Here is a 17,258-nt window from a genome sequence, read left to right on the forward strand (position 1 = left end):
GGTCGTTACCTGGAGCCGTTCACGGAGGCGGCGGACAGCGCCCCGATCGGCGTCTCCGCGATCCCCAACCTCTTCGCCGCGTCCAGCAGTTGCCGCAGCTGACCGGCCTGCTCCCCGCCGCCGCCGATCAGCTTGAGCAGCAGCGCGGACACCGTCAGGTTCTGCACGTCCGCGGTGGACACCGAGGACAGCACCCGGGTGAGGTCCTCGGTGAAGCTGGCCCGCCCGTCCAGCCACGGCCCGGCCAGGGCCTGGGCGGTCTGCGAGTGGCCGACGAAGGCGTCGACGCTCTTGCCGGCCGTCACCGACTGCACCAGCTTCTCGAAGAACGCCGAGTCCCCGCCGACGATGTCGATCTTCGCCTTCTCCAGGCCGGTCGCGACCAGCGCGGCCTGCGCCTCGGCGATCTGCCGCTGCGCCTCCAGCCCGGCGAGGCGGACGTCCTTCTCGGCGGCCAGCCGCAGCCGGTACTCCTCGTGCCCGCGCGAGGCCTCGTCCAGCTTGGCCATCGCCGCGGCCTTCTCGGTCAGGCCCTCGGCCTCCGCCTTCAGCCTGGCGCCGACCTCCAGAGCTGCCGCCTTGGCCTTCTCGGCCTGCACGGCGGCCTCGGCGCGGCCGACCTTCTCCACCGCCGCGGCCTCCTGCTCCCGCACCTGCACCCGGGCCAGGCCCTCGGCGGCGGCCTCCGCCCGGACGCCCTCGGCCAGCTTGACCTTGGCGGCCGCGTCCAGCTCGGCGGCCTGCTGCCGGGCCTCGGCCAGCACCAGCGACTCGCGGGCCTTGTGCGAGGCGGCCTGCTCGGCGGCCTCGGCGGCCTTGATGTCCTTGACGAGCTTCTCCTGCGCCTCCGCCTCGGCCTGGATGACGACGGCCTTGCGCATCCGCTCGGCCTCCTCGGTGGCCCGCAGCGTCTTGACGGCCTCCTCCTGCTCGGCGACGGTGCGCTCGACCGCGACCCGCTCGCGGACCACGTCGGCGACCTCCCGGCGGCGGGATTCGACCTCCTTCGTCTTGGCCATCACGGCGAGTTCGGTCTCCCGCTCGCGGCCGACGACCTCCAGCAGGCGGTCCTTCTCGATCCGCTCGTTCTCCACCGCGATCACCCGCTCGCGGTTCTTCTGCGCCACCGCGACCTCACGGGCCTGGTTCTCCCGCTGCACGCCGAGCAACTCCTCGGTGCGCAGGAAGGCGGTCTGGGCGTTGAGCCGCTCCTCCTCCTGCACCCGGGCGATCACCGCGTCCTCCTTGGCCCGCAGGGTCTCGATCTCGCGGCGCTGGCGGATCTCGGCGTCGGCCTGGCGGCGTTCGAGCTCCAGGACGGTCTCCCGGGCGTCCACGTTCTGCCGGGTGATCTCCTTCTCCTCGTTGCGCTGGTACTCGTTGGTGCGCACGTGCTCGATCGCGGTCAGCTCGGTGATCTTGCGGATGCCCTGGGCGTCCAGGATGTTGTCGCCGTCCAGCTGGCTCATCGGGGTCTGTTCGAGGTGGTCGATGGCCGCGTCCTCAAGGGTGTAGCCGTTGAGGTCGGTGCCGATGACCGCGATGATCTGGTCCCGGAACTCGTGCCGGTGGGTGTACAGGTCGGTGAAGTCCAGCTGCTTGCCGACGGTCTTGAGCGCCTCGGCGAACTTGGCCGCGAAGAAGTCCTGGATCGCCTGCGGGTCGCTGGCCCGGGCGGTGCCGATCGACTGCGCCACCTTGACGACGTCCTCGACGGTCTTGTTCACCCGGACGAAGAAGGAGATCCGGATGTCCGCCCGGATGTTGTCCCGGCAGATCAGGCCGTCCCGGCCGGCCCGGTGGATCTCCACCGTCTTCGCCGTGATGTCCATCAGCTCGGCCTTGTGCAGGATCGGCAGGACGATCGCGCCGGTGAAGGTGACGTCCACCTTCTTGGTCCGGGAGACGATCAGGGCCTTGCCCTGCTCGACCTTCTGGAACAGGCGGCCCACGAAGAGCAGGACGGCGAGCAGGATGAGCAGCACGACGGCGACGAGTACGCCGAAACCCACGGCGATGGTGTCCATCACGGAGTCCTTTGACGAGATGGTGGTGCGAAGCGGTGTGTGAACTGACGGAACCGATGGGACGTCACATGCCCGGCGGGGACGGGTCGAACGGCGCGACCAGGAAGTGCTCGCCGTCGGGGTCGTAGTCGTAGATCAGCGCGGTGCGCCCGGCCGTCAGCCCCGGCTCCGCGCCCGGGGTGCGGACCTGGACGGTCGCGGTGGAGCCGTCCTCGGCGGTCACCTCGGCCTGCCCGAAGTCGGCGGTCACCCGGCCGGTGCGGATCACGCAGACCCGGCCCACGAAGTCGGCCCGGGTGACCGGCCGGTCCTCCGGGAAGAGCCGCCGCAGCGGCCGGACGAGCGACCGGGTGCCCGCCCAGGAGGCGACCAGCGCGACGGCGAACACGCCGCCGCGCGCCGGTGCCCCCGAGGTGAGGACGGTGCCGGCCAGGCTGATGAACCAGGCGAGCGCGACCAGCAGCGAAACCGCCACCGTCGCGGGCACCCCGCCCAGCCCCAGCGCGTCCAGCACGCCCCCGTGGTGGCCGATCGCGTGCTCGGGACCGTGGGCACTCCCCCCGCCGGCACCGTGCCCGCCGGGCGCCCCGTGGGCCACGCTCCCCCCGACACCGTGCCCCCCGACACCGTGTCCGACGTGACCCACCGGGCCGGCGTGCCCGGCGTGCCCGGCACCCAGGTGGTGCCCGACGCCGTGCCCCCCGTGCAGGGCGTCGAACCCCAGACCGCCGATCAGCATCAGCAGCCAGTACCCGACGACCACCACCAGCGCGAAGCTGAACAACGCCGTCGGAAAGGCCAGCGCGGCCGCGAAGAAGTCCCCCGTCCCGGCCATGCCCCCCCGCCCTTCCGACGGCGCCGCGCATCGGCGCCGGAGAGATCATGGCAGCGGGGGAGGCGCCCGCACATTGCCAGGATCCGGCAATCTTTACGGCCTTTTGACACCCTGGTACGCGCGTTCCCCGTGACACTGCAACAGTCGGGAAACAGGACGGCCCCGGGCGGGTCATCCGGCGTTTGCCGACCCTTCCGGTACGCCTCCTACAGCGGCTGCTCCGGCCAGTTCAGCAGCCGCGCCCCCATGGCCGCCGTCTCCAGAGTGAAGCGCTGCAGCGCGTCCGCCGGGTCGTACCCCGTGAGCGACTTGATCCGCTCCAGCCGGTATCCGAGCGTGCGCACGCTCAGCCCCAGCCGGCGCGCCGCCTCCGCGTTCACGTACGCCGCCTCCGCCTGCACCACGATGGTGTCCAGCAGCGGACGGGCGCCGCCGCGCGCCTCGGTCAGCGGGCCGAGCACGCTGCGCACCAGATCGGCCATCGCCGCCCGGTCCCGCATCAGCACCGGGAAGACCAGCAGGTCCTCGGCCTTCAGCCGGCAGGCCGGGAGGCCGAGCCGCTGCGCGTAGTCCAGCGCGTCCAGCGCCTCCTCGTAGCTGCGCAGCACGCCGCTCGCGCCCGAGTGCCGGCGCCCGGTCGCCACCCGCAGAACCGGGCGGTAGCCGGGGCCGGGGCGCAGCGTCAGGTCCGCGAAGGCATCCAGCACGGCCCGCTCGGAGTCCGGGGCGATGCACACCAGCCGGCCGTCCTTGCCGGCCAGCAACACGTCCCGCTCGCCGAACCGCCCGGCCAGCTCCCGCTCCACCCGGTGCACCATCGGATGGACGTCCGTGAACGGCTCGTCGCCGACCGCCGCCGCCACCGTGTACGCGCCCGCCAGCCGCAGCCCGAACCGCTCCGCGCGCTCGGCGAGCAGGCCGAGGTCGCTGCGGCCGTGCAACAGGTCGTCGATGAACTCCCGCCTGGCCGCCTCCTCCTGACGGATCGCCAGGCGCTGCGAGCGCTCGTGCCCCTCGCCGAGCGCGGCCAGTGCGGCGTCGGTGGCGGCCAGCACCGCGTCGCCCGTCCGGCGTAGCTCGCCGACGCTGGTCGCGGCCGTCGTCCCGGGCAGCGTCTGCCAGGCCCGCCGCACCGCGGCCAGGCAGTGCGAGACCACCTCGCGCAGCCCGTAGCCGGCCTCGGCGCACTGCTCGCCGAGCCGGCGCAGCCCCTCCAGCTCCTCCCGGCGCAGCAGGCGTCCGGTGCGGGAGACGTCGGCGAGCAGGACGAGGTACACCTCGGCCAGCTCGGTGGGTACGTCGTACTCGTTCGTCTCGGTCACCGTGCCTTGCCAACCCCCGTGCGGCCTGATTTTCGGGCGGTGAACCCTATCAGGGCCCTGGCGGCCGCGCCCTTGCGCGCCAGGTCCCGGCCCGCCGTGGCCCGCCGACGGAGGTGGGATGGAGAGGTGCCCCCGCAGGCTGCGGCTTGCCCGGCACCCCGGTGACGGGTTAGACGTCTAGACGTCTCCTCCGCTCGCCGTGCGGCTCCACCCGAAAGGCCCTCGCATGTCCCTGGTCAACTTCCGCGACCCCGCCGTCCTCAGCGACCCCGAGGGACGCCGGATCCGCCCCGGCGTGCTGTACCGCTCCGCGCAGCCCTACCCCGCCGCCGACGAGGCCGTCGTTGCCCAGCTGCGCTCCTGTGACATCCGCACCATCGTCGACCTGCGCGACCCCCGCGAGACCAGGTCCGCCGACTGGGCCGCCGCCGAGGCCGCCGGGATAGCCGTCGTCGCCGCCCCGGTCAACCCCGCCACCGACGTCCTCACCGCCCACATGGCGACCATGACCACCGCCGCGGACCTCGGCGAGTTCTACCTGCTGCTCGCCGAGTCCGCCCCCGAGGCCGTCGCCGCCGCCGTCGAAGCCACCATCCGCCCCGGCGCCGTCCTGCTCCACTGCGCCGCGGGCAAGGACCGCACCGGCCTGCTCACCGCCCTGCTGCTCGACCTCCTCGGCGTCCCCGCCGAGCGGATCGTCGACGACTACGCCCGCACCGCCGACGCCCTCCCGCAGATCTTCGCCAACCTCGCCGAGCGCCACCGCACCGCGCTCAACGGCCACGGGTCCACCCGCGTCACCGACTCGGCGGGCCGCCGTCTCACCATCCCGGCGCCCCTCCTCCAGGCCCCCGCCGAGGCCATGTCCGTCTTCCTCACCCACGTCCGGACCCGCCACGGCGGCGCCGCATCCTTCCTCCCCGCCTGCGGCATCCCGGCCACCACCCTCACCGCCTTCCGCACCAAGGCCGCGGTGCCGGGAGCCTGACGGCGGCGGACTTCCGACTCCCCGGCCCCGACGGCCCCGTTCACACGTCCCGCCGCCGGACCACGACCACCGTCACCACCACCGCGACGGCCGCCCACACCCCCATGGTGATCCAGGAGTCCAGCACGCTCGGCGCCCACCTCCCCATGGTGGTCGTGGACTCCGGCCTGATGGTGAGCCGGTGGACGGTCGCCAGCGGCAGGTGGGTGCCGATCTCCTTGAGCCACCGGTAGCGGTCCCCGCCGAACATCAGCGGCAGGATGAACAGCAGGATCACCAGCGACACGATCGAGGCGGTGGCGTGCCGCAGGACCGCCCCGAGTGCCATCCCGATCAGCGCGCAGACCGGCACGACCGCCGCGTAGGCGAGAACGGCCCGCACGCAGCCGTGGTCGGTGATGGAGATCCCGACGTGCCGCGAGGCCAGCATCGCGTTGATGCCGAAGAAGGACGCCGTCGACACCACCGCCCCGGCCAGCGCGGTGATCCCGCCGACCAGCACCACCTTGGCGGCGATGACACCGCGCCGGTCCGGCACCGCGGCGAAGGTGGTGCGGATCATGCCGGTGGTGTACTCGCCGAACACCGTGATCGCCCCGAGGCTGCCGGCGGCGATCGTCATCAGGTCGGAGGCGATGCTGCTCAGGCCGTGGAAGAGCGGGTCGTACCAGTACGGCGGGAAACCGGGCATCGGCGGCGGCGGGTGGTCGATGTACGTCAGGTCGGAGTGGACGGCGTTCAGGTTGATCCCGATCGCCACCAGCGAGGCCAGTGCGAGCACCCAGTACGTCGACCGCAGCGAGCGCAGTTTGATCCACTCGGCGGCGAGCAGGTCGGTGAACCTGGGCGCCGGGTCCACCGAGCGGGCGCTCTCCGTACGGGTCAGGGTCATGGTGCTCATCGGGCCTCTCCAGCCAGGTACTCGACGCTGTCGGCGGTCAGGGACATGAACGCCGACTCCAGGGACGACGTCCGGGAGGCGAGCTCGTGCAGCACCACGCCGTGGCGCCGGGCGAGTTCACCGATCCGCTCGGCGGGCATTCCGGTGACCACCGCGAACTGCGGCTCCACCTGGCCGACTTCGGCGCCCTCGGCGCGCAGGGCGTCGGCCAGCAGGGAGAGTTGCGGCGTCCGCACGGCCACGCTGGACTCCGCGTTGCGGACCGAGAAGTCGGCGAGGCTCTCGTCGGCGATCAGCCGGCCGCGGCCGATCACCACCAGACGGTCGGCGGTGTGCTCCATCTCCGCCATCATGTGGCTGGAGACGAACACCGTCCGCCCCTCGTCCGCGAGCCGCCGGAACAGCCCGCGCACCCACAGCACGCCCTCCGGGTCCAGCCCGTTCAGCGGCTCGTCGAAGAGCAGCACGGGCGGATCGCCGAGCAGCGCACCGGCGATGCCGAGCCGCTGCTTCATGCCCAGCGAGCAGCCGCCGATCCGCCGCCCGGCGGCCTTGCCGAGCCCGACCTCGGCCAGCACCTCGTCGACCCGCCCGAGCGGGATCCGGTTGCTGCGGGCGAGCGCCGACAGGTGGGCCCGGGCGCTGCGCCCGCCGTGGACGTCGCCCGCGTCCAGCAGGGCGCCGACGTGCCGCAGCCCGCGCGGCCGGCCGGCGAAGGGCACGCCGTCCACGGTGACGCTCCCCTCGGTGGGGGTGTTGAGGCCCAGGATCATCCGCAGCGTGGTGGACTTGCCCGCGCCGTTGGGGCCGAGGAAGCCGGTGACGGTGCCCGGCCGGACGGTGAAGGTCAACTGGTCGACGGCCGTGGTGGCGCCGTACCGCTTGGTCAGTCGCTCGATCTCGATCACGGGGACAACGGTGCCGCTCAGGGCCGTGGTCGGACATCGGGCGGCGGGACACAACCGGGAGCGGACGCCCCCGCCCCCGGGATTACGCCCGCGGGCCAATGCGCCTGCGCACGGCCCGCCGCTACCATCGCGTCGTGATCACCGAACCCCGCACGCCCCTGCTCAGGCGCCTGCCCGCAGGCGTGTGGGTGGCGGCGTTCTGGACGACCATCGTGGTGTTCCGGTTCTTCACCCGGGACAACGAGTTGCACCACCTCTTCGACTACCACGGCAACACCGAGGACATGCCCCTGGTGGTCACCGCCGTGGTCACCACCCTGGTGGCGTTCCTGCTGGTCCCGCTGCCGCTGGCGGCCGTCGCGGTCGCGCTGGCGGGCGGCGTCTACGCGCTCGGGATGTGGGCGGTCCCGCCCGCGGCACCGGTGCAGTTCCTGATCGCCGAGGCGGTGGTCGCCTACTGCGTGGTCACCCGCTCCCGCCCGGTGTCCACGATCGCGGCGGGGATGCCCCTGGCCCTGCTCGCCGGGCTGTTCGCCTGGGGCTCTGTCAACGGCTACCCCGTGAACCCGTACGCCTACGCCGGCCTCGCCGCGACCGTCCTGATCGCCTGGCTGATCGGCAACACCGTCCGGCAGAGCCGCTCCCACGCCGAGGCGCTGCGCGGCCGCGCCTCCGAGCAGGCCGTCACCGCCGAACGCCTGCGCATCGCCCGCGAGTTGCACGACATGGTGGCCCACAACATCGGCATCATCGCGATCCAGGCGGGCATGGGCAGCCGCGTCATGGACACCCAGCCCGCCGAGACCCGCAGCGCGCTGGAGGCCATCGAGGCCACCAGCCGGGAGACGCTGGCCGGGCTGCGCCGGATGCTGGGCGCGCTGCGGCAGGGCGAGGGCGAGTCCGCGCCGCTCGAAGTCGCCCCGGGCCTGGGCGAATTGGACCGACTGGTGAAGAGGACCGCGGGCGCCGGGGTACGGGTCGCGCTCACCCGCAGCGGCGAAGCCCGGGTACTGCCGCCCGAGGTGGACCTCGCCGCCTTCCGGATCGTCCAGGAGGCGGTCACCAACGTGGTCAAGCACTCCGGCACCCGTGACTGCCACGTCACCGTCGACTACGGCGCGGAGCAGGTCGCCGTCACCGTCGTCGACCTGGGCGCCGGCCCCTCCGCCCACGCCCCCGGCACCGGCTACGGCCTGGCCGGCATGCGCGAGCGGGTCGCCCTGCTGCACGGCGAGTTCAGCGCCGGCCCGCGCCCCGGCGGCGGCTTCCGGGTCGCCGCCCGCCTGCCGCTGCCCAGCCCGACCGAAGCGTCCGCAACAGCCGCCCTGGAGGTGGGACCGTGATCCGCGTCGTCCTGGTCGACGACCAGCCGCTCATCCGCACCGGCCTGCGCGTGCTGATCGCCGACGCCCCCGACCTGGAGGTGGTCGGCGAGGCCGGCAACGGTGCCGAGGCCGTCGAACTGGTCACCCGGCTGCGCCCGGACGTCGCCGTGATGGACATCCGGATGCCCGGCATGGACGGCATCGAGGCGACCCGCCGGATCCTCGCCGACCCCGAACTGCCCACCCACGTGCTCGTCCTCACCACCTTCGACGACGACGACTACGTGTACGGCGCGCTGCGCGCCGGCGCCAGCGGCTTCCTGGTCAAGGACCTCGCTCTGGAGACCATCCTGGACGGCGTCCGGGTGGTCGCCGCCGGCGACGCCCTGCTCGCCCCCGGCATCACCCGCCGTCTGATCGGCGAGTTCGCCGCCCGGCCGGACACCTCAGCCCGGCCCCGGAAGTCCGTCGAGGGCATCACCGAGCGCGAGCGCGAGGTGCTCACCCTGGTCGGCCGCGGCCTGTCCAACACGGAGATCGCCGAGGAGCTCACCATCAGCGTGGCCACCGCCAAGGCGCACGTCGCCCGGCTGTTCACCAAGCTGGACGCCCGCGACCGGGTCCACCTGGTCATCCACGCCTACGAGTTCGGCCTCGTCTCGCCGTCGTAACCCGCCGAGGGGGCCGTGGACGGCACGAAGCGCCGGGGCGGGCCCACACAGCCCACCCCGGCGCTTCCCCCGGCATTGGATCCTCAGGGCACGTGACCCCTCAGGCCGCTCGGATCCGCCGGACGTGCCGGATCACCCGCTCCCCGGGCCGCCCCACGCTGCCCGGGGGGGCACTGCTCAGGGGACGATCGCGTGCGAGATCTGGCAGCCGCTGACCGCGTTCGACCAGGTGCCCTGCATCGCGAACGACCCCGTCGCGAACGCGACGTTCTGCGAGCCGCCGGTGCCGCCGACGCCCTTCCAGGCGCACTTGTCGGCGTTCTCGTAGCCGGTCGAGTCGGTCCAGCCGCCGGCCGGGTTCTGGTCGGTGACGGTCTCCGCGTACTCGTGGCCGAACACCATGGTCACGCCGTCCAGCAGGCCCGCGCTGCCGCTGTTGACGTAGTTCTGGCCGCAGGAGGTGCCCATGTCGGTCACGTACGGGTCGTTGCTGAACGCCACGTCACCGTACGGGGAGGCGGCCGCGCCGCCGCTCAGCGTGGTGTCGCCGTTCCAGTCGTGCCAGGCGCAGAAGTTGCCGCTCGACGTGTTGAAGCCGTCCGGGTGGGTGCCGGTCGGCGAGAGCACCACGTACTGGACGTTGCGGTTGGCCGCCGAGGTGGTGTTGCCGAAGTGCCCGGCGGCCTTGATCGCCTCGTTGGCGATCTGGTTGCCGGTGGCCTGGCCGGGGGCGGCGGCGGAGTTGTCGACCCAGACGCCGGCCAGCGCGCCGCCGGTCGGGTAGCCGACGTGTGCGGCGGTGGACCCGCAGCTGGTGGCGCCCTTGGCGACGCCCTCGCAGTACTGGGTCATGACGCCGGACCAGGTCTCGTTGTTGGTGCCGAGGCCCTTGAACAGCTGCTGGGCGCGGACGGCCTCGCCCGACGGGTCACCGGTCAGGGTGGTGTAGCCGTTGGCGTCGGTGCCCGCGCTGCCCCACTGGGAGCCCCAGAAGATCACGTACACCTTCGGTGCGCCGGTGGTGACGCCGATGCCGTCGACCCCGCCGCCGTAGCGCAGGTTCGAAGTGCGCGTCGCCGCGGCGGAGTTGGCGTTGGCGTGCTCGGCCGCCTCCTTGGTGGGAACGGTGCCGTGCCGGTAGGGGTGGCTCTGTCCGGCGAACTCGCTGCCCGGCTGGTCGGCCTGGGCGGCCGGGGCGGCGGCGAAACCGGTGGCGGCCAGCGCCAGCGCGCTGAGCCCGGTCAGGGCCCGGACTCGCGCCCGGCGGGAGGTGGGGGACATGCCCATCGTGAGGGTTCCTCTCTCATGCCGACCGCACACCGGTAGGGCGCGGCGACACCGTGGGGGACAAGGGGGAGGGGCGACGGCCGGCGAGCCGGGTGCCACCGACCGTTCGTCATGAACGACCGGTGGAGCGGGGATGGGGACCGGTTCACCGCCGACGGCCGGAAGCAAAGCACCGCCGCCGAAACCGGGTCAACGACGCCGAGAGTAAGACCAGCCCCAAGCGCGTCCCCGAAAAAGGTATCGAAAGTCAAAAGCCCCCAGCTGGCGGCGCGTTGATGCGCGTAGCGACGGCGAATCTCAACAGTTGCAAGGAGGCTTTTACACCGTATTGCCCTCCCCACGACCTGCACGAACCGCCCACCCCGGCCCCCTTCCCACCCTCGGCCGAGTGCCCTACGGTGTCGGCACTCCGACCTCGGCGATCCGCGCGATCCGGCCGTGCGGGTCCAGGACGACGTCGTAGGCGTTGCCGTGGCAGCCGTACGGGTCGGCCGGGTCGCGTTCGGCGAGGCAGTCGTTGAGATGGGTGACCAGTTCGTCCAGCTGGACGGGCTTCGCCGCCTCCCCGTTCGCGCGGTCGACCAGCGTCGCGGTGACGCCGGCCGCGGCGAAGCCGTAGTGCACGGGGGTGCCGGTGGCCTCGTAGCGGGGCGGGGTGCAGGTGTGGCGGGCGGGCTGGGCGGTGAGTTCGGCCGGGCCGGCGGCGACCACGATCATCACCTGGTGGCCGGGGACGGCCGCGGGCGCCGTGCACTCCGGCGCGGAGGCGGCGGGGCCCCCGGGGTCGGCCGGGTCGGCCGGGTCCGCGGGGGCGGCGACGGACCCGGCGGTGTAGGCGCCGTCGTCGGCGCGGTCGTCACCGAAGTCGAGGTCGTCGTCCAGCGGGTCGTCCGCGCCGTCGTCGACGAGGGCCGCTGCGGAGGAGGCGGCGGTGACCGTCGGGCGGGAGTCCGCGGGGGTGCAGCCGGTGAGACCGGCCAGGGCGGTCGCGGTCAGCACGGCGGCGGCGAGGAGGATGCGGGGCACGGCCATGGCACAAGTCTCCCCGGGCGGCGGCGGCAACCGGCACCGGGGTACAGGCCGGGCGCGCGCCGAAAGGTTCCCGCCCCCACCGGATGTGCGGATCCGGCGGGGGCGGGAGGTCTGGGGCGGGGAGAACGGTCAGGCCGCGACCGTCCGTTGCGCCTCGTACTCCTCGCGCACCCGCGCCTGCGCCGCCCCGCCCGCGCCCAGGTGGTCGAGCCCGAGCAGCGCCGCGCCCAGCACCGGCGGTGCGACGACCACCCGGGGTTCGGCCAGCGGCGCGGCCTGCGCCAGACGCGCGGTCAGGTTGTCGAGCAGCAGGGGCTGCCGGGAGGCGAGCACCCCGCCGCCGAGCACCACCGGGGTCGGCGAGTCCAGCAGTTCCAGCCGTCCGAGCGCGACCACGGCGAGCCGGACGATCTCGTCGGCCTGCCGGTCGATGAGCTCCAGGGCGACGGCGTCCCCCTCGACCGCGACCGCGAACAGCACCCGGACGATCTCGTGCAACCGCGAGGCCGGCAGGTGCCCGAGGTGGACGGCCTCGGCGACGGCCCCGGCGCTGGGCAGTCCGAAGTGTTCGGCTATGGCCCGGGCCAGCGCGGTGGGCCCGCCCCGCCCGTCCTCGGCGCGGACGGCGTGCCACATGCTGCTGACGGCGAGTCCGGAGCCGCCGCCCCAGTCGCCGGTGAGTTCGCCGAGCGCCGGGAAGCGGGCGGTGCGCCCGTCCGGCAGCAGTCCGACGCAGTTGATCCCGGCGCCGCAGACCACCGCGACCCCGCGCGGGCCGTCGGTGCCGGCCCGCAGCAGGCCGAAGGTGTCGTTGACGACGGTGTTGCTGACGCCCCAGGGGTGCGATTCGAGGGCGGCGCGAAGCGTCTCCTCCTCGATCGGCAGGTCGGCGTTGGCCAGGCAGGCGCTGACGTGGCTGGTGAGCACTCCGGCGGTGCCGGCCAGACCGGCGGCCGCGGCGGCCTGTTCGACGAGGGGGGCGAGGCCGGCCACGGCCGCGGCGCCGCCGATCCTCTGGGGTGCGAAGCCACCGCCGCGGGCGGTGCCGAGGACGGTGCCGTCGGCGCCGATCAGGGCGACGTCGGTCTTGGAGTTGCCCGCGTCGATGGCGAGGACGCCGGACAGGAGTGGTTCGGGCTGGTGGGTCATCTGGTCCCCGGGCTCGTACGTGGCCCGGCCGTGGAGCCCCGGCCGGGGGTGGTCGGTCTCCTCGCGGTGCCCGGCCCGCCGTCCCGGCGGGCCGGGCACGGGGGCGTTCAGGCCCAGGCGAGGTGCTCGCGGTTGTGGGCGAGCAGCCGGTCCGTGAGCTGGTCGGCGAGTTCGATCTGGCCGACCAGCGGGTGGGCGAGCAGGGCGTCGAAGACCCGGTCGCGTCCGCCGTGCAGGGCGGCGTCGAGCGCGAGGTGCTCGTACGAGGTGACGGCGGCGATCAGCCCGGCGAACAGCGGCTCGACCGGCCGCTGCGGCAGCGGCCGGACACCGTCGGCGTCCACCTCGGCCGGGACCTCGATGACGGCGTCGTCGGGCAGGAAGGGCAGCACCCCGTCGTTGCGGGTGTTGACCACCTGGACGGACGTCCCGCCGCCGGTGCCCAGCAGCGCCGAGATCAGCTGGACGGCGGCCTCCGAGTAGAAGGCGCCGCCGCGCTCGCCGAGCAGTTCGGGCTTGGTGTCCAGCGCGGGATCGGCGTACAGCTCCAGCAGCTGCCGCTCGATCTCGGCGACCTGCGCGGCCCGCGAGCCCTGGGCCCGGAGCTCCTCGACCACCGCGTCGTGCTGGTAGAAGTACCGCAGGTAGTACGAGGGCACCGCGCCGAGCCGCTGGACGAAGGCCTGCGGCAGGTGGAGGTCCTCGGCGATCTCCTTGCCGAAGTCACCGAGCAGGGTGGGCAGCACCTCCCGGCCGCCGGTGGCGCCCGGCGCGTCCAGCAGGGTCGCCCCGCGCTCCCAGGTGAGGTGGTTGAGCCCGACGTGGTCGAGCCGGACCAGCTCCGGGTCCACCCCCAGGTGGGCGGCGAACCTGCGCTGGAAGCCGATCGCGACGTTGCACAGCCCGACGGCCCTGTGGCCGGCGCTCTGCAGGGCGCGGGTGACGATGCCGACCGGGTTGGTGAAGTCGACGATCCAGGCGTCCGGGTTGGTCCGCCGGACCCGCTCGGCGATGTCGAGGACGACCGGGACGGTGCGCAGCGCCTTGGCGAGCCCGCCCGCGCCGGTGGTCTCCTGGCCGACGCAGCCGCACTCCAGCGGCCAGGTCTCGTCCCGGTTGCGCGCGGCCTGTCCGCCGACCCGCAGTTGGAGCAGGACGGCGTCGGCGTCCGCGACGCCCGCCGTCAGGTCGGTGGTCACCGACACCGCCGCGGGGTGCCCCTGCTTGGCGAAGATCCGCCGGGCGAGCCCGCCGATCAGCTCCAGCCGCTCGGCGGCCGGGTCGATCAGCACCAGTTCGCCGATCGGCAGGGTGTCGCGCAGCCGGGCGAAGCCGTCGATCAGTTCGGGGGTGTACGTCGAACCGCCGCCGACGACGGCCAGCTTGAGCGCGGAACTGCCGGACTTGAGTGTGGCGGCCATCAGCCCTTGACCCCTGTCAGTGTCACGCCTTCGATGAAGGCCTTCTGAGCGAAGAAGAAGAGGACGATCACCGGGGCCATCACCAGCAGGGTGGCGGCCATGGTGAGGTTCCAGTTGGTGTGGTGGGCGGCCTTGAACGACTCCAGGCCGTAACTGAGCGTCCAGGCCTGGTGGTTGTTGCTGGCGTAGATCTGCGGGCCGAAGTAGTCGTTCCAGCAGTAGAAGAACTGGAACAGGGCGACGGCGGCGATGGCCGGCTTGGCCATCGGCAGGACGACCCGCAGCAGGGTGCGCAGGTCGCCGCAGCCGTCGATCCGGGCGGCCTCGATGTACTCCTTGGGGACGGTCATCAGGAACTGGCGCAACAGGAAGATCGAGAACGCGTCGCCGAAGGCCATCGGGATGATCAGCGGCCAGAGCGAGCCGCCCAGGCCCATCTGCTTGGCCCAGAACAGGTACATCGGGATGACGGTGACCTGCGGGGGCAGCATCATCATCGCGATGACCGCCATCAGCGCCAGGTTGCGGCCGCGGAAGCGGAACTTGGCGAGCGCGTAGGCGACGGGCAGGCTGGAGACGACGGTGAGCAGGGTGCCGGCGCCGGCGTACACCAGGGTGTTGCGCCACCAGGTGAGGAAGCCGGGGGTGTCCCAGACCTTGCCGTAGTTGCCCCAGTTCCAGGAGGTGGGCCAGTAGTCGGTGGTGAGCGCCTGCTGGTCGTTCATCACCGAGGTGAGGAAGACGAAGACGAAGGGCAGCAGGAAGAACAGCGCGGCGGCGATGGCCAGCGAGTGCACGGCCACCCAGTTGAGCAGCGCCCGGCGCCGGGCGGCCCGGGCGGCGGCGGTTCCGGTGCGGGAGGCCGCCGTCGCCTCGGTGAGCGTGGGGGTGGAGCTGAGAGTCATGGTGGAGTCCTCAGGGGCCGCTGGTCGTCGCTCAGTCGTCGCTCGACATGAAGCCGGACCTGCGGCGGAGCAGGATCGAGGTGACGGCCATCGAGATGGCGAACAGCACCAGGGCGACGACGCAGGCCGCGCCGTAGTTGAAGCGCTGGAAGCCGAGGTTGTAGACCATCTGCGGCAGGGTCCAGGTGGAGCCCTGGGGGAAGCCCGGCTCGAACGGCTGGCCGGAGTTGCCCGCGATGCCGCTGGCGACCTTCCCGGCGACGATCGCCTGGGTGTAGTACTGCATGGTCTGGATGACCCCGGTGACCACCGCGAACATGATGATCGGCGAGATGTTCGGCAGCGTGACGTACCGGAACCTCTGGAACGGTCCGGCGCCGTCCAGTTCGGCCGCCTCGTACTGCTCCTTGGGGACGTCCAGCAGCGCGGCCATGAAGATGACCATCAGGTCGCCGATGCCCCACATGGCGAGCAGGGTGAGCGCGGGCTTGGACCAGTCCGGGTCGGCGAACCAGCCGGGCTGCGGCAGGCCGAGCTCGCCGAGCAGGTGGTTGAGCGGGCCGGTGCCGGGGTTGAGCAGGAAGGCGAAGGCCACCGTGGCGGCCACCGGCGGGGCCAGGTAGGGCAGGTAGAAGGCGGTGCGGAAGAACCCGGCGCCGGTCCTGACCTTGGTGATGAGCAGGCCGATGCCGAGGCCGAAGGCGACCCGCAGGCTGACCATGATCACGACCAGCCAGACGGTGTTGCGCAGGCCCTGCCAGAAGGCCGGCAGCTCGTCGAGGACGTAGTCCCAGTTCTTCAGGCCGTTGAAGGTCGGGCTGCCGAAGCCGTTGTACTGGGTGAAGGAGAAGTAGGCGGTGGAGACCAGCGGGTAGACGAAGAAGACGCCGAACCCGATGAGCCAGGGGGAGAGGAAGGCGAGGGTGCGGGCCGCCTCCCGGCGGCGCTTCCGGCGCAGCAGGTGCTGCGTGGACGGCGCCGCCGGGTCGGTCGCCCCGGTCCCAGTGCCCTTGCGGGTGCCGAACGCGAGTGACATGGGGAGCTCCGTGGACCGTTCCGCTACTTCGCCTGGGCGATGTCGGTGTCGATCTGCTTGGCCGTGGCGGCGAGACCCGCCTGGACGTCCGGCTGCTTGCCGGACTCGATGTCGTAGCCGAGGTTCTGCAGCGAGACGATGTAGCCGCCGCCGTTGACGCTCGCGGGCGTGGTGCCCGAGTCGGGGTTCTTGGCGACGTCCAGGAAGGTCTTGAAGTTGGCGTCGCCGACCAGCTTCGGCGAGTTGAGCGCGTCGAAGGTGCTGGGCACGTTGTGGATCGCGTTGGCGAAGTCGACCACCGCGTCGGTGTCGGTGGTCAGGAACTTGACGAACTCCCAGGCCGCCGCCTGCTTCTTGCTGGTGCTGGCGATGCCGACGATGGTGCCGGTCTGGTAGCCGCGGCCGTAGGTGTCGGCCTGGTCGTCCGGGACTGGGAACGGCGCGGTGGCCCAGTCGAAGTCGGGCTTGTTCTCGGCGAGCGAGGCGGTGCGCCACTCGCCGTCGATGGCCATCGCCACCTGGCCGGTCTGGAACGGGTTCTTGGCGCTGAACTCCTCGCCGAAGGTGGCGCGGTACCTGTCCAGCTTGGCGTAGCCGCCGAGCTGGTCGACCAGGCCCTTCTGCCAGCCGAGCATCGCCGCGACCTTGGGGTCGGAGGCGAGGTTCGACTTGCCGTCGGCGCCGAAGTAGGTGGCGCCGTACTGGCCCAGGAAGTGCTCGGTGGTGGACTCGTAGCCGTGGTACAGCGGCATGAAGCCGAGCTGCTTGTACGAGTCGCCGTCGGCGACGGTGAGCTTCCTGGCGTCGTCGGCGAACTCGCTGAAGGTCTTCGGCGGGGCGGTGATGCCGGCCGCGGCGAAGGCCTTCCTGTTGTAGTACAGCCCGTAGGCGTCGCCGAGCAGCGGCAGCGAGCACTGGTTGCCCTGGAACCGCGTGTAGTTGAGCATCGCGGCCGGGAAGGTCCTGGCCGGGTCGATGCCGCTCCTCTGCAGCAGGGGCTTGAGATCGATGAAGGCCCTGGTCGAGCAGAACATGCCGACGTTGTTGGTGGTGAAGGAGGACACCACGTCCGGCGCGTCGTCGCCGCCGGCCCGCAGGGCCTGGTTGACCTTGTCGTCCGCGACGTTGCCCACCGGCTTGACGTGGATGTTGGGGTGGGCCTTCTCGAAGGCGGCGATGGTGTCGTTGATCGCCTTCACCTCGCTGTCCTGGCTCCAGCCGTGCCAGAAGGTGATGGTGACGTCCTTGCCGCTGGCGGAGTCGTCGTTGCCGCCCGACTCGCTGGAACCGGTGCAGGCGGAGGCGAACAGGGCCAGGACGGCGCTGCCCGCGACGGCGGCGATCGTGCGGCGGCCTCTGCGGGAGGTGGTGGCGTGCACTTCGAGGTCCTCCTGGGGGTGCGCGGGCAGGCGTCATTGCCTCGTGGCCCGCGTAGGGATCGGGGAGAGGTG

At 72.6% G+C, this 17,258-nt stretch carries 15 protein-coding genes; 3 read left to right on the forward strand and 12 right to left on the reverse strand.

What is annotated here, in order from left to right; genetic code table 11:
- Positions 1–5: 5 nt before the first annotated feature.
- The 3 genes from ACFV1W_RS15340 to ACFV1W_RS15350 form a co-directional block, all read right to left on the reverse strand.
- Entirely contained in the window at positions 6–2,027 is a 2,022-nt protein-coding gene (locus ACFV1W_RS15340; RefSeq protein WP_380416663.1) for a flotillin family protein, read from the reverse strand.
- Positions 2,028–2,091: 64 nt separating this feature from the next.
- Complete coding sequence (locus ACFV1W_RS15345; protein ID WP_380416666.1) at positions 2,092–2,862, reverse strand: hypothetical protein; 771 nt, start codon at positions 2,860–2,862, stop codon at positions 2,092–2,094.
- A 206-nt stretch (positions 2,863–3,068) separates the two neighbouring features.
- Entirely contained in the window at positions 3,069–4,184 is a 1,116-nt protein-coding gene (locus tag ACFV1W_RS15350) for a PucR family transcriptional regulator (protein ID WP_380416668.1), read from the reverse strand.
- Positions 4,185–4,410: 226 nt separating this feature from the next.
- Here ACFV1W_RS15350 and ACFV1W_RS15355 point away from each other — a divergent pair, with 226 nt between their 5' ends.
- A complete protein-coding gene (locus ACFV1W_RS15355) occupies positions 4,411–5,172 on the forward strand; it encodes a tyrosine-protein phosphatase (protein WP_380416670.1) in 762 nt (253 codons plus the stop codon).
- Between the two features lie 40 nt (positions 5,173–5,212).
- Here ACFV1W_RS15355 and ACFV1W_RS15360 read toward each other — a convergent pair whose 3' ends face one another.
- Both ACFV1W_RS15360 and ACFV1W_RS15365 read right to left on the reverse strand, forming a co-directional pair.
- On the reverse strand, positions 5,213–6,073 hold the full coding sequence (locus tag ACFV1W_RS15360) for an ABC transporter permease (RefSeq protein WP_380416672.1): 861 nt from the start codon (positions 6,071–6,073) through the stop codon (positions 5,213–5,215).
- On the reverse strand, positions 6,070–6,981 hold the full coding sequence (locus ACFV1W_RS15365) for an ABC transporter ATP-binding protein (RefSeq protein WP_380416674.1): 912 nt from the start codon (positions 6,979–6,981) through the stop codon (positions 6,070–6,072). The genes ACFV1W_RS15360 and ACFV1W_RS15365 overlap by 4 nt, the downstream gene beginning before the upstream one ends.
- Before the next feature lie 134 nt (positions 6,982–7,115).
- Between ACFV1W_RS15365 and ACFV1W_RS15370 the strand changes: the two genes are divergently transcribed.
- Together ACFV1W_RS15370 and ACFV1W_RS15375 are read left to right on the forward strand one after the other, a co-directional pair.
- Entirely contained in the window at positions 7,116–8,324 is a 1,209-nt protein-coding gene (locus ACFV1W_RS15370) for a sensor histidine kinase (RefSeq protein WP_380416676.1), read from the forward strand.
- Positions 8,321–8,977 (forward strand): response regulator, encoded by a 657-nt coding sequence (locus ACFV1W_RS15375; protein ID WP_380416678.1) that lies wholly within the window; start codon positions 8,321–8,323, stop codon positions 8,975–8,977. Before ACFV1W_RS15370 ends, ACFV1W_RS15375 begins: the two co-directional genes overlap by 4 nt.
- Positions 8,978–9,154: 177 nt before the next feature.
- On the opposite strand, the gene ACFV1W_RS15380 is transcribed toward ACFV1W_RS15375, so the two are convergent.
- From ACFV1W_RS15380 to ACFV1W_RS15410, 7 genes are all read right to left on the reverse strand, one after another.
- A complete protein-coding gene (locus ACFV1W_RS15380) occupies positions 9,155–10,264 on the reverse strand; it encodes a hypothetical protein (protein ID WP_380416680.1) in 1,110 nt (369 codons plus the stop codon).
- Between the two features lie 393 nt (positions 10,265–10,657).
- The gene (locus ACFV1W_RS15385; protein ID WP_380416682.1) at positions 10,658–11,296 is read right to left on the reverse strand and encodes a hypothetical protein; all 639 of its coding nucleotides are present in this window, start codon (positions 11,294–11,296) and stop codon (positions 10,658–10,660) included.
- Between the two features lie 129 nt (positions 11,297–11,425).
- Positions 11,426–12,445 carry an N-acetylglucosamine kinase gene (locus ACFV1W_RS15390; RefSeq protein WP_380416711.1) on the reverse strand — a complete coding sequence of 340 codons (1,020 nt, stop codon included), beginning with the start codon at positions 12,443–12,445 and terminating at the stop codon, positions 11,426–11,428.
- Positions 12,446–12,552: 107 nt separating this feature from the next.
- Positions 12,553–13,866 carry a 6-phospho-beta-glucosidase gene (locus tag ACFV1W_RS15395; RefSeq protein WP_380416684.1) on the reverse strand — a complete coding sequence of 438 codons (1,314 nt, stop codon included), beginning with the start codon at positions 13,864–13,866 and terminating at the stop codon, positions 12,553–12,555.
- Entirely contained in the window at positions 13,866–14,771 is a 906-nt protein-coding gene (locus ACFV1W_RS15400; protein WP_380416686.1) for a carbohydrate ABC transporter permease, read from the reverse strand. The genes ACFV1W_RS15395 and ACFV1W_RS15400 overlap by 1 nt, the downstream gene beginning before the upstream one ends.
- 31 nt (positions 14,772–14,802) lie before the next feature.
- Positions 14,803–15,807, reverse strand: a complete 1,005-nt coding sequence (locus tag ACFV1W_RS15405) for a carbohydrate ABC transporter permease (RefSeq protein WP_380416688.1) — start codon at positions 15,805–15,807, stop codon at positions 14,803–14,805.
- Positions 15,808–15,830: 23 nt separating this feature from the next.
- Positions 15,831–17,186, reverse strand: coding sequence for an ABC transporter substrate-binding protein (locus ACFV1W_RS15410; protein ID WP_380416691.1), 1,356 nt, complete (start codon positions 17,184–17,186; stop codon positions 15,831–15,833).
- Positions 17,187–17,258 lie beyond the last annotated feature (72 nt).

Source organism: Kitasatospora sp. NPDC059648 (assembly GCF_042734825.1).
Lineage (GTDB): Bacteria > Actinomycetota > Actinomycetes > Streptomycetales > Streptomycetaceae > Kitasatospora.